The sequence below is a fragment of the Klebsiella quasipneumoniae subsp. quasipneumoniae genome (genome assembly GCF_020525925.1).
GTDB lineage: Bacteria > Pseudomonadota > Gammaproteobacteria > Enterobacterales > Enterobacteriaceae > Klebsiella > Klebsiella quasipneumoniae.
In genome coordinates this window covers 4,387,784-4,411,100 of the sequence record NZ_CP084876.1, presented here as the reverse complement: position 1 = coordinate 4,411,100, position 23,317 = coordinate 4,387,784, and the positions used below count along the sequence as shown (strand labels likewise).

Below are 23,317 nucleotides of genomic sequence, written 5' to 3'. Positions count from 1 at the left end.
TAGATAAGGAATACCCCCCATGTCAGAACGTTTACCAAATGACGTGGATCCGATCGAAACTCGCGACTGGCTACAGGCGATCGAATCGGTCATCCGTGAAGAAGGTGTTGAGCGCGCTCAGTATCTTATTGACCAACTCCTTTCTGAAGCCCGCAAAGGCGGGGTGAAAGTGGCTGCTGGCGCATCGACCGGCGGTTACGTGAACACTATTGCCGTTGAAGATGAGCCGGAGTACCCGGGTAATCTGGATCTGGAACGTCGTATCCGTTCTGCGATCCGCTGGAACGCCATCATGACCGTTCTGCGCGCATCGAAAAAAGATCTCGAACTGGGCGGCCACATGGCTTCTTTCCAGTCTTCCGCAACCTTCTACGAAGTGTGCTTCAACCACTTCTTCCGCGCACGCAATGAGCAGGATGGCGGCGACCTGGTGTACTTCCAGGGTCACATCTCTCCGGGCGTTTATGCGCGTGCTTTCCTGGAAGGTCGTCTGACTGAAGAGCAGATGAACAACTTCCGTCAGGAAGTTCACGGTAAAGGTCTGTCCTCTTATCCGCACCCGAAACTGATGCCGGAATTCTGGCAGTTCCCGACCGTTTCTATGGGCCTGGGCCCAATCGGGGCGATTTATCAGGCTAAATTCCTGAAATATCTGGAACACCGTGGTCTGAAAGACACCTCCAAACAAACCGTTTACGCGTTCCTGGGCGACGGTGAGATGGACGAGCCGGAATCTAAAGGCGCGATCACCATCGCGACCCGTGAGAAGCTGGACAACCTGGTCTTCGTTATCAACTGTAACCTGCAGCGTCTTGATGGCCCGGTCACCGGTAACGGCAAAATCATTAACGAACTGGAAGGCATCTTCGCGGGCGCTGGCTGGAACGTTATCAAGGTTATCTGGGGCGGTCGTTGGGATGAGCTGCTGCGTAAAGACACCAGCGGTAAGCTGATTCAGCTGATGGAAGAAACCGTTGACGGTGACTACCAGACCTTCAAATCCAAAGACGGCGCTTATGTGCGCGAGCACTTCTTCGGTAAATATCCGGAGACCGCCGCGCTGGTTGCCGACTGGACTGACGAGCAGATTTGGGCACTGAACCGCGGCGGCCACGATCCGAAGAAAGTTTACGCTGCACTGAAGAAAGCGCAGGAAACCAAAGGCAAAGCGACCGTCATCCTCGCCCATACCATCAAAGGTTACGGCATGGGTGATACTGCTGAAGGTAAGAACATCGCTCACCAGGTTAAGAAAATGAACATGGACGGCGTTCGCTACGTCCGCGATCGTTTCAACGTGCCGGTTGCCGATGCCGATCTGGAAAAACTGCCGTACGTAACCTTCCCGGAAGGTTCCGAAGAGCACACCTATCTGCACGCTCAGCGTCAGAAACTGCACGGCTATCTGCCGAGCCGTCAGCCGAACTTCACTGAGAAGCTGGAGCTGCCGACGCTGGAAGATTTCCGCCCGCTGCTGGAAGAGCAGAATAAAGAGATCTCTACCACTATCGCGTTCGTTCGTGCCCTGAACGTGATGCTGAAGAACAAATCCATCAAAGACCGCCTCGTGCCGATCATCGCCGACGAAGCGCGTACTTTCGGTATGGAAGGTCTGTTCCGTCAGATCGGTATCTACAGCCCGAACGGTCAGCAGTACACCCCGCAGGACCGTGAGCAGGTTGCTTACTACAAAGAAGACGAAAAAGGCCAGATCCTGCAGGAAGGGATCAACGAGCTGGGCGCAGGCGCATCCTGGCTGGCTGCGGCGACCTCTTACAGCACCAACAACCTGCCGATGATCCCGTTCTACATCTACTACTCGATGTTCGGGTTCCAGCGTATCGGCGACCTGTGCTGGCAGGCAGGCGACCAGCAGGCTCGCGGCTTCCTGATCGGTGGTACTTCCGGTCGTACGACGCTGAACGGCGAAGGTCTGCAGCATGAAGATGGCCACAGCCATATTCAGTCTCTGACTATCCCGAACTGTATCTCTTACGATCCGTCCTACGCCTACGAAGTGGCGGTCATCATGCATGACGGCCTGGAGCGTATGTACGGTGAGAAACAAGAGAACGTTTACTACTACATCACGACCCTGAACGAAAACTACCACATGCCGGCGATGCCGGAAGGCGCCGAGGAAGGTATCCGTAAAGGTATCTACAAACTCGAAACCATCGAAGGTAGCAAAGGTAAAGTTCAGCTGCTGGGCTCCGGTTCTATCCTGCGTCACGTCCGTGAAGCAGCGCAGATCCTGGCGAAAGACTACGGCGTGGGCTCTGACGTGTACAGCGTCACCTCCTTCACCGAACTGGCGCGTGATGGCCAGGATTGCGAACGCTGGAACATGCTGCACCCGCTGGAAACCCCGCGCGTGCCGTACATCGCTCAGGTGATGAACGACGCTCCGGCTGTGGCATCCACTGACTATATGAAACTGTTCGCCGAGCAGGTTCGTACTTACGTACCGGCTGACGATTACCGCGTACTGGGTACCGATGGCTTCGGTCGTTCCGACAGCCGTGAAAACCTGCGTCACCACTTCGAAGTTGATGCTTCCTATGTGGTCGTTGCAGCGCTGGGCGAACTGGCTAAACGTGGTGAAATCGATAAGAAAGTGGTCGCTGATGCTATCGCGAAATTCGACATCGATGCAGAAAAAGTTAACCCGCGTCTGGCGTAAGAGGTAAAAGAATAATGGCTATCGAAATCAAAGTACCGGACATCGGGGCTGATGAAGTTGAAATCACCGAGATCCTGGTCAAACCTGGCGACAAAGTAGAAGCTGAACAGTCGCTGATCACCGTAGAAGGCGATAAAGCCTCTATGGAAGTCCCGTCTCCGCAGGCTGGCGTCGTGAAAGAGATTAAAGTCTCCGTCGGCGACAAAACCGAGACTGGCAAACTGATTATGATTTTCGATTCCGCCGAGGGTGCAGCAGCCGCTGCACCTGCGCAGGAAGAGAAGAAAGAAGCCGCTCCGGCCGCTGCTGCGCCAGCCGCCGCCGCGGCAGCGAAAGAAGTGCACGTCCCGGATATCGGCGGCGATGAAGTTGAAGTTACCGAGATCATGGTTAAAGTGGGCGACACCATCGCCGCTGAGCAATCCCTGATCACCGTAGAAGGCGATAAGGCCTCTATGGAAGTACCGGCGCCGTTCGCGGGTACCGTGAAAGAGATCAAAATCAACACCGGCGATAAAGTATCCACCGGCTCCCTGATCATGATCTTCGAAGTCGCGGGCGCTGCGCCTGCGGCCGCTCCGGCACAGGCTGCCGCTCCGGCTGCCGCGGCACCGGCTGCTGCTGCCGGCGCGAAAGACGTTAACGTCCCGGACATCGGCGGCGACGAAGTTGAAGTCACCGAAGTGATGGTGAAAGTCGGCGATAAAGTGGCTGCTGAGCAGTCCCTGATCACCGTCGAAGGCGACAAAGCGTCTATGGAAGTGCCGGCGCCGTTCGCGGGCACCGTCAAAGAGATCAAAATCAGCACCGACGATAAAGTCAAAACCGGCTCCCTGATCATGGTCTTCGAAGTGGAAGGCGCTGCGCCTGCCGCCGCTCCGGCTCAGGCTGCTGCACCGGCTCAGGCCGCTAAGCCTGCCGCGGCGCCGGCTGCGAAAGCAGAAGGCAAAACCGAATTCGCTGAAAACGATGCTTACGTTCACGCGACTCCGCTGATTCGCCGCCTGGCGCGCGAGTTCGGCGTTAACCTGGCGAAAGTGAAAGGCACCGGCCGTAAAGGTCGTATCCTGCGCGAAGACGTTCAGGCCTACGTGAAAGAAGCCGTTAAACGCGCTGAATCCGCACCGGCGGCTGCCGCTGGCGGCGGTATCCCGGGCATGCTGCCATGGCCGAAGGTTGACTTCAGCAAGTTCGGCGAAATCGAAGAAGTGGAGCTGGGCCGTATCCAGAAAATCTCTGGTGCTAACCTGAGCCGTAACTGGGTCATGATCCCGCACGTTACCCACTTCGATAAAACCGATATCACCGATCTGGAAGCGTTCCGTAAGCAGCAGAACGCCGAAGCTGAGAAGCGTAAACTGGACGTGAAATTCACCCCGGTTGTCTTCATCATGAAAGCCGTGGCCGCTGCGCTTGAGCAGATGCCGCGCTTCAACAGCTCGCTCTCCGAAGATGGTCAGCGCCTGACGCTGAAGAAATACATCAACATCGGTGTGGCGGTTGATACCCCGAACGGTCTGGTGGTTCCGGTCTTTAAAGACGTGAACAAGAAGAGCATCACCGAGCTGTCTCGCGAACTGACCACCATCTCGAAGAAAGCGCGCGATGGCAAACTGACGGCGGGAGAAATGCAGGGCGGTTGCTTCACCATCTCCAGCATCGGCGGCCTGGGTACGACCCACTTCGCGCCGATTGTTAACGCGCCGGAAGTGGCCATCCTCGGCGTGTCTAAGTCCGCGATGGAGCCGGTATGGAATGGTAAAGAGTTCGTGCCGCGTCTGATGCTGCCGATCTCTCTGTCCTTCGACCACCGCGTGATCGACGGTGCTGATGGTGCCCGCTTCATTACCATCATCAACAACACCCTGAGCGACATTCGCCGCCTGGTGATGTAATCGAAAAAGCCGGCCTGACGGCCGGCTTTTTTCTGATAACCTCAGGCTGTTTGGGATTATCAGCAACAAAGGACAAAATCGTTTGCCGTTTGTTGTTTAAAAATTGTTAACAATTTTGTAAAATACACGCGGATAGAACGTCCCGGTGGACTTGGGCGTAAGAATAATAGCGTCAGACCCGCCGGATATAAATTACAGAGGTCATGATGAGTACTGAAATCAAAACTCAGGTCGTGGTACTTGGGGCAGGTCCTGCAGGCTACTCTGCAGCTTTCCGTTGCGCTGATTTAGGTCTGGAAACCGTCATCGTAGAACGTTACAGCACCCTCGGTGGGGTGTGCCTGAACGTGGGTTGTATCCCTTCTAAAGCGCTGCTGCACGTGGCAAAAGTTATCGAAGAAGCGAAAGCGCTGGCCGAACACGGCATCGTTTTCGGCGAACCGAAAACTGATATTGACAAGATCCGCACCTGGAAAGAAAAAGTCATCACTCAGCTGACCGGTGGTCTGGCTGGCATGGCCAAAGGGCGTAAAGTGAAGGTGGTTAACGGTCTGGGTAAATTCACCGGCGCTAACACCCTGGAAGTGGAAGGTGAAAACGGCAAAACCGTGATCAACTTCGACAACGCCATCATCGCGGCGGGTTCCCGTCCGATTCAACTGCCATTTATCCCGCATGAAGATCCGCGCGTATGGGACTCCACCGACGCCCTGGAGCTGAAATCCGTACCGAAACGCATGCTGGTCATGGGCGGCGGTATCATCGGTCTGGAAATGGGTACCGTATACCATGCGCTGGGTTCAGAGATTGACGTGGTTGAAATGTTCGACCAGGTTATCCCGGCGGCCGATAAAGACGTGGTGAAAGTCTTCACTAAACGCATCAGCAAGAAATTCAACCTGATGCTGGAAACCAAAGTGACTGCCGTTGAAGCGAAAGAAGACGGTATTTACGTTTCCATGGAAGGCAAAAAAGCGCCAGCGGAAGCACAGCGTTACGACGCCGTACTGGTGGCTATCGGCCGCGTACCGAACGGCAAAAACCTCGACGCAGGCAAAGCGGGCGTGGAAGTGGACGATCGTGGCTTCATCCGCGTTGACAAACAAATGCGCACCAACGTGCCGCACATCTTTGCTATCGGCGATATCGTCGGTCAGCCGATGCTGGCGCACAAAGGCGTCCACGAAGGTCACGTTGCCGCTGAAGTTATCTCCGGCCTGAAACACTACTTCGATCCGAAAGTGATCCCGTCCATCGCCTACACCGAGCCAGAAGTGGCATGGGTCGGCCTGACTGAGAAAGAAGCGAAAGAGAAAGGCATCAGCTACGAAACCGCCACCTTCCCGTGGGCGGCTTCCGGCCGCGCTATCGCTTCCGACTGCGCAGACGGTATGACCAAACTGATCTTCGACAAAGAGACCCACCGGGTTATCGGCGGCGCGATTGTCGGCACCAACGGCGGCGAGCTGCTGGGTGAGATCGGCCTGGCTATCGAAATGGGCTGCGACGCTGAAGACATCGCGCTGACTATCCACGCTCACCCGACTCTGCACGAGTCTGTTGGCCTGGCGGCAGAAGTCTTCGAAGGCAGCATCACCGACCTGCCGAACGCCAAAGCGAAGAAAAAGTAACTTTTTCTTTCAGGCAAAAAGCATAAGCGGCTCCCGGAGCCGCTTTTTTTATGCCTGATGTTTAGAACTATGTCGCTATTCATAAACCGCTACACCTCATACATACTTTGTAAATAGTCACTCAGTAAACTTATAGGTAGTTAACGATATCGATGAGGTGTGTGATGAAACGCTTTTTAACCAGTGCGCTGGTCGCAGCAACGTGCTTATCCGGTGTAGCCTGCGCGGCTGACGCCACGATTCCGTGGGCGGATAACAGCGGCGGCACGGAAACGACCCATATCGCGGCGATGGGCCAGGATCTGAATGCCCAGCATCAGCAGGTGACGAAGACCAGTGAAGGGGTATGGGCGGCGAATTCCGGCAGCATCAGCGCTGACGAAGCGGCATTGTCCAGTACGAAACCAGCCTTTGCCGGCGATCCGTCTCTGATGCCCCACCAGGGCTAAGTGAATGAAAACGCCCGGTTGCGTATACGTAACCGGGCGTTTTTTTATGGCTTGACCACCTGCCAGCCGGCGTCAGCGTCGGGGGCAAAGCGCGTTATCGCCTGGGCCTTTGCCGCGCTCTCTTCACCGAGATTGGCCTGATAAACCGTATCGTGCTGATCGATCATAAAGCTCATCACGCCGGTTTCCCCCCACGCCACCGGCCATGCCAGCAAGGCGACGCTCTGCTCATCTCTACCGGTGATAATGCGGAAGCGGTAGCCATGGTAGCCGCTGCCGGGTACCGTCGGGCTAAAGGCGGGCCCTAGCGGGCTTGGCGCTTCGCCCGGCGAGGTGGGCCAGTACAGACCATCTTTTTTGCCTTCGCTACTGATGATTTTCTGCGCCCAGCGGTGGTTCAGTTGATAGTAATCCTGCTGGGCGTCAACGTAGGCGTGCATGGCGGCTATCGCCGACAGTTCATTACGGCCAATAGCGCGGGTAAGGATCTCCTCTTCGCCAGCGGCCATATCAAAGCGCCAGCCCTGGGATGATTTAACGATGGGGACGGGCAGACGCCATGCTTCGCTACCAACGTCGAGCCAGGCGTTATCACCTTGCTGCACAATCACATGTTTCACCTGCCAGTCGCGCTGGAAGCGGTCGACGGCCGTGGGGTCGATCCCGTCGGGGGGTAAAAAATGCTGCCAGTTATCGCCAAGCACCTCGCTCAGCGCCGCGTCATTTTGCTGGCCGATCGCCTCGGCCAGCGCGCTTGCGGCCTGCTCGGGAGTGGCATATTGCTGCTGGGCGAAGGCGGCAAGCGGTGACAGCATTAACGTGAACAGGGCAATAGGTAATGGGTTTCTCATTCTGCTCATCCTCCGCGGCGGCGTAGTTCATGGTGTTCAGAAAGACGCTCTTTGGCGCCGTCGCGCTGCTCGCGGTTTACGCTGGAAAACTGACGACTCTGTCGTCCCCGTTCCTGCTGCGCTTGCCAGGAGGGGGCGCGGCTTTCGTTGCCGCTAAGGGCGCTGGCGCGCAGATGATTGACCGTCTGCTGGCGCTGGGCGGGCGTGGCGGAATGGAGCTGCTGCCGGCGCTGTTGCCGCTGCGGTGTAGCATTCTGCTCGTGGTTCTTAATGGTTTCCCTACGCTGCTGTTGCTGCGGCGTCGGGTTTTTCAACTGTGCTTTCGCCGCGTCTCGACGCTGCTGGGTTGATGTCGGCGCGCTGTCGTAACCGCGGTAGTTGCTGCGCTGGGTGGCTTGTTTCAACTGCGCCGAGGCCGCCTGACGCTGGGCATCGCGCGAGGGGGTGTTTGCCGCCAGGTTGCCTGCCGTGGCGGTCGACGCGCTGCGCTGCTGAAGCTGGGTCATTGCCGCCTGGCGCTGCGCCTCACGATCGACCGGCGCATGCTGGGTCGCGCTCAGTCCGCCGGATACGTTGGTCTGATGAAAGCGCTGGGCGACGGTATTATCGGGGTATGGCACGTGACCGCGATAGGCGGGATTGTGCTGCCAGTTTACGTGATCGCCCGGCAGGTTTTGTCCGGTAATGCGGTTAAAATTATTCACATTGATATTGATGTTATCGCCATTATGCGAGTAATCCCCGCGGTGGTAGTCGTCATCGTGATGGTGGTAGTCATCATCATCATCCCAGTCGATGCTGCTGAACAGCGCCCAGGTGGTCGCCACGCCCAGGCTGTAACCGAATCCTTTCACGAAGCTATCGGTAAACTGCTCCCCGGGAGGGGGCGGCAGATAGACCGGAGGATAGGCGCTATTCGGCCAGGTACCATAGACGGTGGAGGGGTTGTAGTTGGGAACATAGACCACCTGCGGGTCGGTCGGTTCTATTTTTATGACCTGGGTCGGCGCAGGCGCCGCCGCGGTAGTGCTTGACGTTGATACGGTGCTGCTTTTCGAAGTGGTGGCCGGCACAGGCGCCGCTGCGGCGACAATCACTTTTTGCTGCGGCGTGGATTTCAGCGTCCCGGTCTCCTGGGCGATGGCACGCAGGCGCTGCACCGCGTCCATCACATCATGCGGCTGGGCCAAAAACGCATTACCCAGATTTTCCACCCAGGGCGGATTCTCGCCCATCATCGCCAGCAGGGCAGGGAAAGCGACAAGCGATTTGACGCTGGGATCCCATGGCTGGCTGGCAACCGCCTGCACGGCCGCATCCCCTTTCATCGCGGGGTTATCCTGGGACCACTGGACCGCCTGCAGGACGTTGTCGGGATAAGTGGAGGCCATCAACACCTGCGACAGCAGACTGTCCGGGTAGAGCGCGATAGGGGCGACCCACTGATCAATTTGCGCCTGGGTGTAAGTGGCGGCCACCGGCTGTGTCGTCGACGCTGCGGGCGCTGGCGCTTGCAGCGCAGGCGGTTCAGCGATCGTCGCTGGGGTTCGGCTTTGCACATAGAGTGTTCCTGCCGCCGCGAGTAAGCCAGCGCTACAGAGCAGGGCGATAATATGGGGTTTGAACGGCAGTGACATGGAAACTCCTGACCCAAAAAGTAACCCATCTCGCTAAAGTATCTGCGAAAACGGCGCGTTTGCTGAGTATAAGTAAGCGGTATGGATTTTTATTGATGATTGTTGGGATCGGCCCATGGCGTTGTACGTGGAAAGGAATTTTTGTCGCGGGATTTGAACAGAAAGCCTGCAATATCCTGCCCTTAACGATTCAGCTAAATTTTAATGTTGCTTTTTTGTAAACAGATTAACACCTTTCAAAAATCCTGCTATGCTGCCGACGCGGTATCGGGCATTTACCCTACAAACTGCTGTCTCACAGGAGCGTGAAGAAAATCGCCCAGCCACTAAATCCTTCAAGATGCGTCAAGGCGGCAAACTGCCAATACCGAAGCAGATTGATTGAAGAGGTGTAGGCCGCATTATGACAATGAGAAGCGAGGAGAACCGTCGTGCTAGAAGAATACCGTAAGCACGTAGCTGAGCGTGCCGCCATGGGGATTGTTGCCAAACCCTTAGATGCAACCCAAATGGCCGCGCTGGTAGAACTGCTGAAAAACCCGCCTGCGGGCGAAGAAGAATTCCTGTTAGACCTGCTGATTAACCGTGTACCGCCGGGCGTCGACGAAGCCGCCTATGTTAAAGCTGGATTCCTTGCCGCGATCGCCAAAGGCGAAACGACCTCCCCCCTGGTTACCCCTGAAAAAGCCGTTGAACTGCTGGGCACCATGCAGGGCGGTTACAATATCCACCCGCTGATCGATGCCCTGGACGACGCGAAACTAGCGCCGATTGCCGCGAAAGCGCTGTCCCATACTCTGCTGATGTTCGATAACTTCTACGACGTGGAAGAGAAAGCGAAAGCGGGTAACGAGCACGCTAAACAGGTTATGCAATCCTGGGCCGAGGCTGAGTGGTTCCTGAACCGCCCGCAGCTGGCAGAGAAAATCACCGTTACCGTTTTCAAGGTCACTGGCGAAACGAACACCGATGACCTGTCTCCGGCGCCGGATGCCTGGTCGCGTCCGGATATCCCGCTGCACGCCCTGGCGATGCTGAAAAACGCCCGCGAAGGCATTGAACCGGATCAACCGGGCGTGGTTGGCCCGATCAAACAGATCGAAGCCCTGCAGCAGAAAGGCTACCCGCTGGCCTACGTCGGCGATGTGGTCGGGACCGGCTCTTCACGTAAATCGGCCACCAACTCGGTGCTGTGGTTTATGGGCGACGATATCCCGAACGTGCCGAACAAGCGCGGCGGCGGCCTGTGCCTGGGCGGCAAAATCGCGCCAATCTTCTTCAACACCATGGAAGATGCGGGCGCGCTGCCTATCGAAGTGGATGTGTCAAACCTGAACATGGGCGACGTCATCGACGTTTACCCGTTCAAAGGCGAAGTGCGTAATCACGAGACCAATGAACTGCTGGCCAGCTTCGAGCTGAAAACCGATGTGCTGATCGACGAAGTCCGTGCCGGCGGCCGTATCCCGCTGATCATCGGTCGCGGCCTGACCACCAAAGCACGTGAAGCGCTGGGTCTGCCGCACAGCGATGTCTTCCGTCAGGCGAAAGACGTGGCGGAAAGCACCCGCGGCTTCTCTCTGGCGCAGAAAATGGTTGGCCGCGCCTGCGGCGTTGCCGGTATCCGCCCGGGCGCCTACTGCGAGCCGAAAATGACCTCCGTCGGTTCTCAGGACACCACCGGTCCAATGACCCGTGATGAACTGAAAGACCTGGCGTGCCTGGGCTTCTCCGCTGACCTGGTGATGCAGTCCTTCTGCCACACAGCGGCCTATCCGAAGCCGGTTGACGTCACCACGCATCATACTCTGCCGGACTTCATTATGAACCGCGGCGGCGTCTCGCTGCGTCCGGGCGATGGCGTGATCCACTCCTGGCTAAACCGCATGCTGCTGCCGGATACCGTGGGCACCGGCGGCGACTCCCACACCCGTTTCCCCATCGGTATCTCCTTCCCGGCGGGCTCTGGTCTGGTGGCCTTCGCCGCCGCGACCGGCGTGATGCCGCTGGATATGCCGGAATCGGTGCTGGTGCGTTTCAAAGGTAAAATGCAGCCGGGCATTACGCTGCGCGACCTGGTCCACGCGATCCCGCTGTACGCCATCAAGCAGGGCCTGCTGACCGTTGAGAAGAAAGGTAAGAAAAACATCTTCTCTGGCCGCATCCTTGAGATTGAAGGTCTGCCGGATCTGAAAGTGGAGCAGGCGTTCGAGCTGACCGATGCCTCCGCTGAACGTTCTGCTGCAGGTTGCACCATCAAGCTGAACAAAGAGCCGATCGTTGAGTATCTGAACTCCAACATCGTCCTGCTGAAGTGGATGATCGCCGAAGGCTACGGCGACCGCCGTACCCTGGAGCGTCGTATCCAGGGCATGGAGAAATGGCTGGCGGATCCGCAGCTGCTGGAAGCCGATGCTGACGCGGAATACGCGGCAGTGATCGACATCGATCTGGCGGATATCAAAGAGCCGATTCTGTGCGCGCCGAACGATCCGGACGATGCCCGCCTGCTGTCTGACGTACAGGGCGAGAAAATCGACGAAGTGTTCATCGGCTCCTGCATGACCAACATCGGCCACTTCCGTGCCGCCGGTAAGCTGCTGGACAGCCACAAAGGCCAGTTGCCGACTCGCCTGTGGGTGGCGCCGCCAACCCGTATGGACGCCGCGCAGCTGACCGAAGAAGGTTACTACAGCGTATTTGGTAAGAGCGGGGCGCGTATCGAAATCCCTGGCTGTTCCCTGTGTATGGGTAACCAGGCGCGCGTCGCCGACGGTGCGACGGTGGTTTCCACCTCTACCCGTAACTTCCCGAACCGTTTAGGTACCGGCGCTAACGTCTATCTGGCCTCTGCCGAGCTGGCAGCGGTGGCTTCTCTGCTCGGTAAACTGCCGACGCCGGAAGAGTACCAGACCTTCGTGGCGCAGGTGGATAAGACAGCGGAAGATACCTATCGCTATCTGAACTTCAACCAGCTGGATCAGTACACTGAAAAAGCTGACGGCGTGATCTTCCAGACCGCGGTGTAAAACCATCCGGTCAGCCTGGCTGACCGTTTGGCTACAAACTCCCCAATGCCCGGTGAACATTGCATCACCGGGCATTTTTATTTCCAAACCTCCTGCCTGTTACGCTTTTTTTCTTTCGGTCTGCTGCGATAATTACTCCATGGGTACAGTGCAGCGGTGACGCATTGCCCTTGCAGAGGAAAAGACGATGGACTACGAATTTCTGCGCGATATTACCGGAGTGGTAAAGGTGCGAATGTCGATGGATCACGAGGCGATTGGCCACTGGTTCAACGAGGAGGTGAAAGACAATCTTGCTCTGCTTGACGAAGTGGAGCAGGCTGCGCGCACCGTGAAAGGCAGTGAACGTTCCTGGCAGCGTGCCGGACATGAATATACGCTGTGGCTGGATGGCGAAGAGGTGATGATCCGCGCCAATCAGCTGGAATTTTCCGGCGACGAAATCGAGGAGGGGATGAGCTACTACGACGAAGAAAGCCTCTCTCTGTGTGGTGTTGAGGATTTCCTGCAGGTGGTTGCCGCCTATCGTGAGTTTATGCAGCAGCGTTGATGACTCGTTGTGCGCCGGGCTGAGGAAAACCGTAGCCCGGCTAAGCGTCGCGTGCGCAGGGCACATCTCCGGTCGCGACGAGTACCTTTCCCCGCTTCCCGCCGGCGCAGAACCCAGGCCCGGCGCGCAAAATCGCCGCCGGGCATTTGAGGCATTACACGGCAGGAATATTGCGGCCGTAGTAAATCTCGCGCATCTCTTTCCACAGCAGGTCGGTAATGACCTTGCGCTCTTCAGCGGTCAACTCTTCCGGTCGGGTATGGAACATGTAATGCTTAAGGTCGAACTCCTTAAGCAACATTTTGGTATGGAAGATATTTTCCTGATAAACGTTGACGTCGACCATGTCATACAGCGACTTCATATCGTCAGACATAAAGTTCTGAATTGAGTTGATTTCATGATCGATAAAATGCTTCATCCCATTGATGTCGCGGGTAAAGCCACGCACGCGGTAGTCAATGGTCACAATGTCCGATTCCAGCTGGTGAATCAGATAGTTCAGCGCTTTGAGCGGTGAAATAACCCCGCAGGTAGAGACTTCGATATCGGCGCGGAAGGTGCACAGGCCGCCTTCCGGGTGACTCTCCGGATAGGTATGCACGCAGATATGGCTTTTATCGAGATGGGCGACCACGGTTTCAGGCAGCGGGCCGGGGTGTTCGGTCTGGTCGATAAGCCGCGGGTCGACGGGCTCTTCGCTTACCAGAATGGTCACGCTGGCGCCCTGGGGTTCATAATCCTGGCGGGCGATATTCAGGATATTAGCGCCAATAATAGAGCAGGTTTCGCTCAGGATCTCTGTCAGGCGATTGGCATTATAAAGTTCGTCGATATAGGCGATGTAGCCGTCGCGCTCTTCTGCCGTTTTGGCGTAACAGATATCGTAGATACAAAAACTCAGGCTTTTGGTCAGGTTGTTAAAGCCGTGCAGCTTCAATTTTTTCAATTTAGTTCACCCCCTTATTTCGCTTCACGGTGCGGACAGAGCATCATGCAGATATTGTGGTAAGGCGAAGGCCGCCGTATGGATTGCCGGATTGTAGTAACGGCAGGTCAGGTTGGCTTTGTGAAAGCGCGCCTGAATGATTTCGCTGGAAAGATGGCGCAGCGCCTCGTTGTCGCTCGCCCAGGCAAAGGTCATTATCCCGCCGTAATAGGTCGGAATCGCCGCCTGGTAGAAGCTGACGTCGCGAAAATAGTGGCTCAGTTTGCGATGGCTACCGACCGCTTCATCCTGCTGCAGGAAGCAGACGCCGTTCTGCGCAACGAAAATCCCTCCCGGATTCAGGCAGCGTTTGCAGCCTTCATAAAAAGCCGAGGTGAAGAGGCTTTCCCCCGGGCCAATAGGGTCGGTACAGTCCGAAATGATCACATCAAACGTTTGCGTCGTCTGGTTAACAAAATTGACGCCATCATCAATCACCAGCGTAAAGCGCGGATCGTCATAGGCGCCGGCGCTATGGTTGGGCAGGTACTGGCGGCAGAATGAGACCACCCCGGCGTCGATTTCCACCATGGTGATGCTTTCGATGCTGCGATGACGAGAGACTTCGCGCAGCATCGCGCCATCGCCGCCGCCGATGATCAGGACATGCTTGGCGTTGCCGTGAGCCAGCAGCGGCACGTGGGTCATCATTTCGTGATAGATAAACTCATCGCGTTCGGTGGTTTGCACGACGCCATCCAGCGCCATCACCCGGCCAAAGGCGCGGTTGTCAAAGATGATCAGATCCTGATGATCGGTTTTTTCGTGGTACAGCACGTTATCAACGCTAAAGTACTGACCAAAATGGTCATGCAGCGTTTCATGCCACAGTGGATTATCGGCCACGGTGAGGCTCCTCCTTCGTTAACATCTGTTACACCCGTAAAACGAGTGCAACATCATAGACAACTATAGATGAGGATGCACGGCGGTTATTGCAGCAATGCGGTAGGAATAACAGCACCGCCCGGAGAGGGCGGTGGGGAGACAGGGCTATTTTACCGGCGCGGGTTGGCTATCCACTATCCGCACGGAATAGACCATGGTGGCGCCTGGGGGGATCTTCGGTGGCAACCCTTTACTGCCATAGGCTTTGTCGGGCGGGACGACCAGCGTCACGGAGCCGTGGTTCTGCAGGCGCTTCAGCGGCCCGCGAAATACCGGGGGATAGGCATCCAGTTTCTGGGTAAGCGCCTGATCTTTCGTCTCCATATCATTGATCACCGTTCCGTCCGTCAGCATCTCTTTGATCACCACGGTCACCAGATCGTTGCCGCTAATTTTTCCTTTACCCGGGTAATCGATACGGCTGTAGACGCCCTCTTTGAAGACCACACCTTTTTTGCGCGCAAACGCCTGCTGGTATTTCTGACCGGCGCTGATGTTTTTCTGCTCGATTTTATTCAGGTTCTGGAAAACCTGCTGTGAAATGTCAAACAGCGCTTTGTTACGCTCCTGTTCGCCGAGGCGAAGCTGGCCGCTGAAAGCATCTTCGATGCCCTGCAGCACCAGGCCAGCGTCGACGTTAACTCCCTGAGTGCGACGAGTCGTGAGGACATTAAGCGCCTCTGTACCCATCGAGGCGCCGATGGCGTAAGCCTGCTGTTCACCTGGCGCGCTGAGTTTGGCGGCGGTTTTGCCGGTGGTATTTCTCGGCGGGACCGTCAGCTGCGTCCGCAGCAGCTGGATTTCATCCTCTTTCATCCGCAGCTGGGCGTTATCTTTGTCCGCCTGCAGGCGATAGGCCGCCACTATGGCCGCCATCTCGGGGGGCTCATCTTTTGCCGCCACGGCGGCATCGGCACGGCTCGATGGCGCTTTCTCCGCCGCTGCGAGCCGGTTAGCCAGCGACTGCTTATCGGCGTTAAGGGCTTTGATCTGGTCGAGGGCGGTCTGCTTCTCTTTTTCCGCCGCCGCCAGCCGGTTGACCAACGGCTGTTTGTCGGTGTTAAGGGCTTTGATCTGGTCGAGGGCGGTCTGCTTCTCTTTTTCCGCCGCCGCCAGCCGGTTGACCAACGGCTGTTTGTCGGCGTTAAGGGCTTTGATCTGGTCGAGGGCGGTCTGTTTCTCTTTTTCCGTCGCCGCCAGCCGGTTAGCCAGAGACTGCTTATCGGCGTTAAGGGTTTTGACCTGGTCGAGGGCGGTCTGCTTCTCTTTTTCCGTCGCCGCCAGCCGGTTGACCAGCGGCTGTTTGTCGGCGTTAAGGGTTTTGACCTGGTCGAGGGTGGTCTGCTGCGCCTTCTCTGCCGCGGCGAGCCGGTTAGCCAGCGTCTGCTTATCTGTCTTCAGAGCGGTGAGGCTGGCGCTGAGCCGTTTATTTTCAGCTGCGGCTTGCTGAAGCTGTGACGTTAATTGTTGGATCTGCTTCAGCGCGGCGGCCTGACTTTGCTGCAGAGTCGTATTCTGGACTGCGCCTTCTTTTTTAATTAACGCCTCATTTTTCGCGGTGGCGGCGGTTAAGGCGATCTGTAATTCTTTTATTTTGTTATTTAAGGCCGCTTGCTCATTCGCGATGGAGGTTTCTGTGGCCGGAGTGTTAGCAAGCTGTTTTTTTAATTGCTGAATAGTTTTATTTTTTTGCTCAATCGTCGCCTGCTGGCTGACGATTCTTTTTTGCAATTGTGCGGTATTGGGTGTCTTTTTTTTATTATCCGCAGGTTGACGATCGCCTGACGTTTGCTTTGCGGTTGCAGCATCGCTTTTTACATGCGCCTGGGTTTGCTGCTGGGCGTAGTCAAGAAACGCCGGCGCGGCGCCGGCGAAGAAAGGTGTTGAAAGCGCCAGCGCCGCGACGAGCATCAGCAGGGGCGCGTTGAGGGTCAGCGTGGCGGCTCTGTTCATGGCTGCTTGCTTTCACCCCGCTGTACCAGGCTATCGATTAGCGTTTTCTGAATATCGGCGCACAATTTGATGGATTTAAACTGATACATGGAGTCAATGCCAAGCCGGGTGGGATCCGCCACTTTCTCGCGCACGCTGTTGTATTGTGACGCCGCACGCACTAAGGCATTGAAGTCATTGCTGAGTTTGGTTGCCTGCTGTGGGTTAACCTCTTTTAGCGAGTCCAGCGCCTGTCGGCAGGATTCAATGCGCGCTTGTTCGCTGGCCGCTCGCTCCTGCTCTGCCTGCTGCTGCGACGTTAGCGGGGTGGTGAGCGGTTTTACCTGCTGGCGAGGGGCGGTATTGCTACAGCCGGCTAATAACATAGCGGCAAGTGGAATAATACGAAGAGTCAGCGAGATATTCACAATTTCAGTCCATGAAGTAGATATATTTTCAACGGATTCTAAAAGGCTGCTTTTTATTTTGCAATATATCGTTAGGGATATTTTATTGTTTTTATCTGCCAGGGCTGTTAGTACGGGTTTAATTTATTTATTGGCTTGATGTATTGCGAGGTAGATAAAGTTTATTTTGTATAAAATAATAATGGTAAATATTAAAGGCGGGTGAGTCGGGGAAAAGCGCGGCGCGTTGCCGCCCGCGCGGGAAATTATTTGACGTAAGCCAGCAGGCTAAGTGAATCGCGGGCCAGCGCTTTACATTTTTTCGCCGTCGGAAGGTTAATGCCGCTGAGATCGCGATAGCTGTCTTCGCCAAGCGCTTTCATGTTGTAGCTGTCGTAGTTGCTCAGGTCCCATTGGTTCTGCTGGGCAAAGAACACCAGGGCGCGACGGATCTGCGTGTTGGGCAGGTTCTGGTAGCCACAGTCGTTTTTCAGAAACACAAAAACCGCGGTTAAATCAGCCATGTCTTCCGCTTCTGATTCGCTGAGCGCGTAGCTGTTGGCGGAGAGAGTAAGCAGGCTGCCGAGTACCATTGTTCTGAAAAGCGTCTTCATTTTTTCTACCGTTAGATCACCGACGCTTCAAATTAGCATACTTCTTTACACAGCGCCGATCTTTATTCTTACTCTTCTGCTTGACCTTCCCGTTACGGTAGGGTTTAAGCTCAAATATTCGCCCGCAGAATAAAAGGATGTGAATATGCAACGTCGAGACTTCCTCAAACTGACCGCCGCGGTCAGCATGGCCAGCGCGTTACCGCTTTGGAGCCGTGCGGTCTTTGCGGCCAGTCGCCCGGCCCTGCCGGTACCGCCGCTGTTGACGGCTGATGCGCGCAACCGTATCGCGCTGACCATCCAGGCGGGCAAAACGCAGTTTGGCGCTTTGAACGCCACCACCTGGGGGTATAACGGCTCGCTACTGGGTCCCGCGCTGCAGCTGACGCAGGGGAAGGCTATCACGGTGGACATTACCAACCAGCTGGCAGAGGAGACGACGCTGCACTGGCATGGTCTGGAGGTACCGGGCGAGGTCGACGGAGGACCACAGGGGGTCATCGCCCCGGGCGCCACTCGGACGGTGAGCTTCACCCCAACGCAGCGGGCGGCCACCTGCTGGTTTCACCCGCATCAGCACGGGACCACCGGTCGGCAGGTGGCGATGGGGCTGGCGGGGCTGGTGCTGATCGAGGATGAAGAGAGCGGACGCCTGCTGTTGCCGAAGCAGTGGGGAATCGATGATGTACCGGTGATTGTGCAGGACAAGAAGTTTACCGCCGCTGGCGAAATTGATTATCAGCTGGATGTGATGAGCGCTGCCGTCGGCTGGTTTGGCGATACGCTGCTGACCAATGGCGCTCTCTATCCTGAACATGCCGCCCCGCGCGGCTGGCTACGTCTGCGCTTGCTGAACGGCTGTAATGCCCGTTCCCTCAATTTTGCGACCAGCGATAAGCGCCCGCTGTACGTGGTGGCCAGCGACGGCGGTCTGCTGGCAGAGCCGGTGAAGGTCAATGAGTTGCCGGTCTTGATGGGGGAGCGTTTTGAGGTGCTGGTGGACACCAGCGACGGCAAACCTTTTGATCTGGTGACCCTGCCGGTGGGTCAGATGGGCATGGCCATTGCGCCTTTTGATAAACCACAGCCGGTACTGCGCGTCCAGCCGCTGGTCATTCCTGCCTCCGGCAAGCTGCTGGATACCCTGGCCGCTATGCCGGCGCTACCTTCTCTGACGGGGCTGACGCAGCGTCAGCTCCAGCTGTCGATGGATCCGATGCTCGACAGGATGGGCATGCAGGCGCTGATGGAGAAATATGGCGATCAGGCGATGGCAGGAATGGATCACGGCATGATGGGGCACGGCGGGATGGGCGACATGGGGAATATGCACCACGGCGACATGAGCAACATGAACCACGGGTCCGGCATGGATCATGGCATGTCGTCGGGCAAGGGATTTGATTTCCATAACGCCAACCGCATCAACGGCAAAGCCTTCGACATGAATGTGCCGATGTTCGCCGCCGCCAGAGGCCAGTATGAGCGCTGGGTGATTTCGGGTAAGGGCGACATGATGCTGCATCCGTTCCATATCCACGGCACCCAGTTCCGCATCCTGAGCGAAAACGGCAAGCCGCCAGCGGCGCATCGTCGCGGCTGGAAAGACACCGTGCGTGTGGAAGGGGACGTGAGTGAAGTATTAGTGAAGTTTGATCATCCGGCGCCGAAGGAGTTTGCCTATATGGCCCACTGCCACCTGCTGGAACATGAAGACACCGGGATGATGTTGGGGTTCACGGTTTAGGGCGGTATAGCCCAGGCGCGTGGGAGAGGGGATAAAGACAAAAAAAACGGCAACTTTCGTTGCCGTTTTGCGTTTTATTTCGCCTCATCCGGGAGCGCATAGGCGACGATATAATCGCCCATTTTGGTACCGAACGAGCCGTGACCGCCGGCAGAGATGACAACATACTGTTTGCCATTCACTTCGTAGGTCATCGGGGTGGCCTGACCGCCGGCTGGCAGACGGGCTTCCCACAGCTTCTCGCCGTTGCTCATATTGTACGCGCGCAGGTAGTTATCCGCGGTCGCGCCGATGAACAGAACGTTGCCCGCCGTGGAGATCGGACCGCCCAGCATCGGCATACCCATGGTGAATGGGAGTTTAACTGGCATCGGGAACGGCAGGCTGTCCTGCGGGGTACCGATACGTTTTTTCCATACCACTTCGTTAGTTTTCAGATCCAGCGCGGAGATATAGCCCCAGGCCGGCTGTTTGCACGGCAGACCGAACGGCGACAGGAACGGGTTCAGGGTGACGCCGTACGGGACGCCGTACTGCGGCTGCACGCCGGACTCGGTGCCTGAGCCTTTCGCATCTTTCGGCGGCTCCATTGGGTTGCCCGGGCCGCGTGGGATCAGTTTAGAGACGAACGGCAGCGCCATCGGGTTGGCGATAGCCACCTGACGGTTCGGATCGACGGAGATACCGCCCCATTCAAACATCCCCAGGTTACCCGGGAAGACGAGGGTGCCCTGCTCAGATGGCGGGGTGAAGATACCCTCATAGCGCATCTGATGGAAAATCACGCGGCACACCAGCTGGTCGAACATGGTGGCGCCCCACATGTCCGCCCCGGTCAGATCTTTCTTCGGACGGAAGCTCAGATCGGAGAACGGCTGGGTTTTGGCGACGTAATCGCCTTTGGCGGCGCCCTGCGGAACCGGTTTTTCCGGGGCCGGGACCACCAGCTCGCCGTTACGGCGATCCAGCACGAAGATGTTGCCGGTTTTCGCCGGAGCATAGACGACCGGCACGGTTTTGCCGTTGACTTCAATGTCAGCCAGCGTCGGCTGGGAAGGCATGTCCATATCCCACAGATCGTGGTGGACGGTCTGGTAGCTCCAGGCCAGCTTACCGGTGGTGGCGTTCAGCGCGACAATCGAGCTGGCATAGCGCTCTTGCTCCGGCGTGCGGTTACCGCCCCAGATATCCGGAGTGGTCACGCCCATCGGCAGATAGACCAGATCCAGTTTGGCGTCGTAGGCGGCAGGCGCCCAGGAGTTGGGTGAGTTGAGCGTGAAGTGATGCTCATCGCTTGGGATGGCGTTCGGATCTTTCGCGCCCGGATCGAAGGCCCACAGCAGTTTACCAGTATTCACATCAAAGCCGCGGATCACGCCTGACGGCTCGCGGGTAGAGAAGTTATCGGTAACTGCGCCGGCAATCACGATGGTCTTATCGGTGATAATCGGCGGGGAAGTGGGTTCATACATGCCCGGCGTGGTCACCGGCATGTTGGTCTGCAGGTTGAGAATACCTTTGTTGGCAAAGGTTTCGCACAGCTTACCGTTGTCGGCGTTCACTGCGAACAGGCGACCATCGTTCACCGGCAGGATAATGCGGCGCGGACAGTCGGCGACGACGTCGGCAGGGGCGTTATCCGCTTTCGCTTCGTGATACGAGACACCGCGGCAGGTGACGTGCTGGAACGACGGGTCGGCGTTCAGCTGCGGGTCAAAATGCCACTTCTCTTTACCGGAGGCGGCGTCAAGCGCGAACAGACGCTGGTGGGCGGTACACAGGAAGAGCGTGTCGCCGACTTTAATCGGCGTCACTTCGTTAGTGATTTCACCCGGATCGTTCGGCTGTTTCAGGTCGCCGGTGCGGAACACCCAGGCTTCCTTCAGGTTCTTCACGTTGTCGGCGTTAATCTGCTTCAGCGGGGAGAAGCGCTGGCCTTCCTGGTTGCGGCCATAGGCCGGCCAGTCGCCGTCGGCAACGTTGGAGATCGGCGCCGCCGGGGTGGCGTCGGCGCTCAGAGTGCCGTTGATCTCCTGCGGGTCGTTAAAACCGGCCCAGGTCAGCATGCCGCCGCTGATCAGCAAGGCGACGACCAGCGCGCCTACGGCGCCAGCGGAAGGCACCGGCAGACGACGCCAGACAAAGGGCAGGATCAGCCAGATACCAAAGAAGACGAGGATATCGCTACGCGGCGTCAGCGCCCAGAAGTCGAAGCCGACTTCCCAGACGCCCCAGATCATGGTCGCCAGCAGCAGCGCGGCGTACAGCCACAGCGCAGCGCGCTTGCCGCGGAACAGCATCACGGTCACGCCCAGCATCACCAGACCGGCGACGGGGTAGTACCAGGAGCCGCCAAGCACGACCAGCCATGCTCCGCCGATTAAAAGATAGAGGCCGCAGAACGCTGCAAATAGCGCAGTCAGCGTCACCAGGAGCCTTGATTGTTGAGACTTTGTTTCAGCCATAGAAAGTTACTCATGTGTTTGTTAATTTTTTAACTGCAATTAATTATAGGATTTAACAAGTGTGATCGGAATCACAAATATGGCTTTATTAATCCCTGCACCGCAGATTTCTTTTTGCTGGTATACTGGATGGCTTGCCGGTCATCGTCGGGGCGAAAGCAGCGGCTTTGATGATTTATATTTAGAATCAAATGGTTAGTCTTATGAAACATACTGTAGAAGTGATGATCCCGGAATCCGAGATCAAAGCGCGCATCGCGGAACTGGGTCGTCAAATCAACGAACATTATCAGGACAGCGGCAGCGAAATGGTGCTGGTGGGGCTGCTGCGCGGCTCGTTTATGTTCATGGCCGACCTGTGCCGTGAAGTGCAGGTGCCGCATGAAGTCGATTTTATGACCGCCTCGAGCTACGGCAGCGGCATGTCCACTACCCGTGATGTGAAAATCCTCAAAGATCTGGACGAAGACATCCGTGGTAAAGACGTTCTGATCGTGGAAGATATCATCGACTCCGGCAATACCCTGTCTAAAGTGCGTGAGATCCTCAGCTTGCGCGAGCCTAAGTCGCTGGCCATTTGTACGCTGCTGGATAAACCAAGCCGCCGTGAAGTGAATGTCCCGGTTGAGTTCGTCGGTTTCGCCATTCCGGACGAGTTCGTGGTGGGCTACGGTATCGACTACGCTCAGCGCTACCGCCATCTGCCGTATATCGGCAAAGTCACCCTGCTGGACGAGTAAGGGGATATCCCACTCTGGCGCGCGCGCCAGAGTGGCTAAGTCTGAAGGCTATTTGTGGTTGATGTGCTTGATCTTGAGGTTGGAGATCCCGTGGCGATAGCGCTGTTCAAGGGTTTCCCGGCTCACGGCGGTCACATCCAGATCGCGCAGCAGTCCGTCGTGAATGCCATATGCCCAGCCGTGGATGGTCACCTTCTGTCCGCGCTTCCACGCCGATTGCATAATCGTCGAATGTCCCAGATTGTACACCTGCTCCATTACGTTCAGTTCACAAAGGGTATCCAGACGGCGCTCCTCCGGCATTTCCCCCAGCAGCGAGCTGTGTTTAAACCAGATATCGCGGATATGCAGCAGCCAGTTGTCGATGAGCCCCAGCTCCGGGTTCTCCACCGCCGCCTGTACGCCGCCGCAGCCGTAATGGCCGCAGATAATAATGTGCTCGACTTCGAGAACATCGACGGCATACTGCACCACCGACAGGCAGTTGAGGTCGGTGTGGATCACCAGATTCGCCACGTTACGATGCACAAACAGTTCGCCTGGCTCCAGGCCGGTGAGTCGCTCAGCGGGTACGCGGCTGTCAGAACAGCCAATCCACAGGAAGCGCGGTTTCTGCGTTTGCGACAGTTTCTCAAAAAAGCCGGGGTCCTCTTCCACCAGCATTTTTGACCATAGTGCATTATTGCTGATGAGTGTATCTATATCATTCATGGACATTATCGGCCTGTAACCAAGTAAGTGCGTTGCGCTAATATAGGGTAAGCTCACCTTTTTTAAAACCATCTTAACCCGTGATACTTCCGGCTGCAGA

Annotated in this window: 18 protein-coding genes; 9 read left to right on the top strand and 9 right to left on the bottom strand. The window is 56.7% G+C overall.

Going from position 1 to position 23,317, the window contains the following annotated elements; translation table 11 throughout:
- Positions 1-19 precede the first annotated feature (19 nt).
- From aceE to LGM20_RS21240, 4 genes are all read left to right on the top strand, one after another.
- Entirely contained in the window at positions 20-2,683 is a 2,664-nt protein-coding gene (gene aceE / locus LGM20_RS21255; protein WP_023291996.1) for a pyruvate dehydrogenase (acetyl-transferring), homodimeric type, read from the top strand.
- Positions 2,684-2,697: 14 nt separating this feature from the next.
- Positions 2,698-4,578, top strand: coding sequence for a pyruvate dehydrogenase complex dihydrolipoyllysine-residue acetyltransferase (gene aceF / locus LGM20_RS21250; RefSeq protein WP_044521031.1), 1,881 nt, complete (start codon positions 2,698-2,700; stop codon positions 4,576-4,578).
- A 206-nt stretch (positions 4,579-4,784) separates the two neighbouring features.
- The gene (gene lpdA / locus LGM20_RS21245) at positions 4,785-6,209 is read left to right on the top strand and encodes a dihydrolipoyl dehydrogenase (protein ID WP_002888731.1); all 1,425 of its coding nucleotides are present in this window, start codon (positions 4,785-4,787) and stop codon (positions 6,207-6,209) included.
- Positions 6,210-6,373: 164 nt separating this feature from the next.
- Positions 6,374-6,658: a hypothetical protein gene (locus LGM20_RS21240; protein ID WP_044521032.1), complete on the top strand. Its 285-nt coding sequence runs from the start codon at positions 6,374-6,376 to the stop codon at positions 6,656-6,658.
- A 44-nt stretch (positions 6,659-6,702) separates the two neighbouring features.
- Here LGM20_RS21240 and LGM20_RS21235 read toward each other — a convergent pair whose 3' ends face one another.
- Together LGM20_RS21235 and LGM20_RS21230 are read right to left on the bottom strand one after the other, a co-directional pair.
- Positions 6,703-7,509, bottom strand: coding sequence for a DUF2950 family protein (locus LGM20_RS21235; RefSeq protein WP_044521033.1), 807 nt, complete (start codon positions 7,507-7,509; stop codon positions 6,703-6,705).
- Between the two features lie 5 nt (positions 7,510-7,514).
- Positions 7,515-9,146 carry a DUF3300 domain-containing protein gene (locus LGM20_RS21230; protein WP_044521034.1) on the bottom strand — a complete coding sequence of 544 codons (1,632 nt, stop codon included), beginning with the start codon at positions 9,144-9,146 and terminating at the stop codon, positions 7,515-7,517.
- Between the two features lie 431 nt (positions 9,147-9,577).
- Here LGM20_RS21230 and acnB point away from each other — a divergent pair, with 431 nt between their 5' ends.
- Both acnB and yacL read left to right on the top strand, forming a co-directional pair.
- The gene (acnB, locus tag LGM20_RS21225) at positions 9,578-12,175 is read left to right on the top strand and encodes a bifunctional aconitate hydratase 2/2-methylisocitrate dehydratase (RefSeq protein WP_044521035.1); all 2,598 of its coding nucleotides are present in this window, start codon (positions 9,578-9,580) and stop codon (positions 12,173-12,175) included.
- A gap of 187 nt (positions 12,176-12,362) precedes the next feature.
- Positions 12,363-12,725, top strand: a complete 363-nt coding sequence (gene yacL, locus LGM20_RS21220) for a protein YacL (protein ID WP_004204373.1) — start codon at positions 12,363-12,365, stop codon at positions 12,723-12,725.
- A gap of 154 nt (positions 12,726-12,879) precedes the next feature.
- Here yacL and speD read toward each other — a convergent pair whose 3' ends face one another.
- The 5 genes from speD to LGM20_RS21195 form a co-directional block, all read right to left on the bottom strand.
- Complete coding sequence (gene speD, locus LGM20_RS21215) at positions 12,880-13,674, bottom strand: adenosylmethionine decarboxylase (protein ID WP_004204375.1); 795 nt, start codon at positions 13,672-13,674, stop codon at positions 12,880-12,882.
- Between the two features lie 24 nt (positions 13,675-13,698).
- Positions 13,699-14,559 (bottom strand): polyamine aminopropyltransferase, encoded by an 861-nt coding sequence (gene speE / locus LGM20_RS21210; protein ID WP_004204376.1) that lies wholly within the window; start codon positions 14,557-14,559, stop codon positions 13,699-13,701.
- Between the two features lie 147 nt (positions 14,560-14,706).
- Positions 14,707-15,897: an FKBP-type peptidyl-prolyl cis-trans isomerase N-terminal domain-containing protein gene (locus tag LGM20_RS21205; protein WP_162824048.1), complete on the bottom strand. Its 1,191-nt coding sequence runs from the start codon at positions 15,895-15,897 to the stop codon at positions 14,707-14,709.
- Between the two features lie 653 nt (positions 15,898-16,550).
- Complete coding sequence (locus tag LGM20_RS21200; RefSeq protein WP_023292003.1) at positions 16,551-16,961, bottom strand: hypothetical protein; 411 nt, start codon at positions 16,959-16,961, stop codon at positions 16,551-16,553.
- Positions 16,962-17,206: 245 nt separating this feature from the next.
- Positions 17,207-17,554 carry a YacC family pilotin-like protein gene (locus LGM20_RS21195; RefSeq protein WP_004204381.1) on the bottom strand — a complete coding sequence of 116 codons (348 nt, stop codon included), beginning with the start codon at positions 17,552-17,554 and terminating at the stop codon, positions 17,207-17,209.
- A gap of 145 nt (positions 17,555-17,699) precedes the next feature.
- Between LGM20_RS21195 and cueO the strand changes: the two genes are divergently transcribed.
- The gene (cueO, locus tag LGM20_RS21190; RefSeq protein ID WP_023292004.1) at positions 17,700-19,301 is read left to right on the top strand and encodes a multicopper oxidase CueO; all 1,602 of its coding nucleotides are present in this window, start codon (positions 17,700-17,702) and stop codon (positions 19,299-19,301) included.
- A gap of 74 nt (positions 19,302-19,375) precedes the next feature.
- Here the strand turns inward: cueO and LGM20_RS21185 are convergent, their stop codons facing one another.
- On the bottom strand, positions 19,376-21,766 hold the full coding sequence (locus LGM20_RS21185; RefSeq protein WP_032455031.1) for a glucose/quinate/shikimate family membrane-bound PQQ-dependent dehydrogenase: 2,391 nt from the start codon (positions 21,764-21,766) through the stop codon (positions 19,376-19,378).
- A 79-nt stretch (positions 21,767-21,845) separates the two neighbouring features.
- Here LGM20_RS21185 and LGM20_RS21180 point away from each other — a divergent pair, with 79 nt between their 5' ends.
- Together LGM20_RS21180 and hpt are read left to right on the top strand one after the other, a co-directional pair.
- Positions 21,846-21,965, top strand: coding sequence for a hypothetical protein (locus LGM20_RS21180; protein WP_032426021.1), 120 nt, complete (start codon positions 21,846-21,848; stop codon positions 21,963-21,965).
- Between the two features lie 4 nt (positions 21,966-21,969).
- Positions 21,970-22,506 (top strand): hypoxanthine phosphoribosyltransferase, encoded by a 537-nt coding sequence (gene hpt, locus LGM20_RS21175; protein WP_004204384.1) that lies wholly within the window; start codon positions 21,970-21,972, stop codon positions 22,504-22,506.
- Positions 22,507-22,554: 48 nt separating this feature from the next.
- On the opposite strand, the gene can is transcribed toward hpt, so the two are convergent.
- Positions 22,555-23,217, bottom strand: coding sequence for a carbonate dehydratase (gene can, locus LGM20_RS21170; RefSeq protein WP_004204385.1), 663 nt, complete (start codon positions 23,215-23,217; stop codon positions 22,555-22,557).
- Positions 23,218-23,317: the final 100 nt, after the last annotated feature.